The organism is Vibrio sp. 378 (assembly GCF_033339435.1).
The window spans coordinates 1-568 of the sequence record NZ_JAWOUO010000932.1 but is presented as its reverse complement, the minus strand read 5'-3'; the positions used below and the strand labels follow the sequence as shown (position 1 = coordinate 568).

Below are 568 nucleotides of genomic sequence, written 5' to 3'. Positions count from 1 at the left end.
AGTGTGCTGATAACTAAGGAAAAGATCATGAGTGAGAAAATCTATTTTAATACCTCGCAGCGTTTTAGTGTGAAGCGCAGTCTCGTCAACATCAGTACCCGCTTGCACCACACATTAGCCCCATCGCATGCGAAGAAAACGGCGCGAAAACTGCTGCTTACTCCAGCGCGTACGCAACCAAAAAATGCGGAGCCACAAGGATTAGTTAAAGCAGAAATCCAAGGGCACACTGGGGCTATCAAAACGTATTCGTTGGGTCAGGGGCCTGTGTGGGTTCTGACTCATGGTTGGTCGGGCACGGCGAGCCAGTTTTATCCGTTGATGGAACATATCGCGGCTTGTGGATTTACAGCGTTGGCTTACGATCATCCAGCACATGGTGAAAGTGATGGTCAATATGGCCATATTCCGGGCTTTGTGCGTGGTTTGGAAGAGGTTCTCGACTCGGTAGAAGAAGGCGTCGCCGGATTGGTTGGACATAGTATGGGAACGGCGTCTGCACTTGAGTGCCGTCATCATAAGTTGGAAAACAAGCCACTGCTATTGATTGCGCCAGTGTTGAATTACG

At 49.5% G+C, this 568-nt stretch carries 1 protein-coding gene; it reads left to right on the top strand.

Annotation, left to right across the window (positions count from 1 at the left end):
* Positions 1 to 27 precede the first annotated feature (27 nt).
* The coding region (locus tag R7Q48_RS29675; protein ID WP_318133957.1) for an alpha/beta hydrolase at positions 28 to 568 on the top strand (541 nt) is incomplete at its 3' end.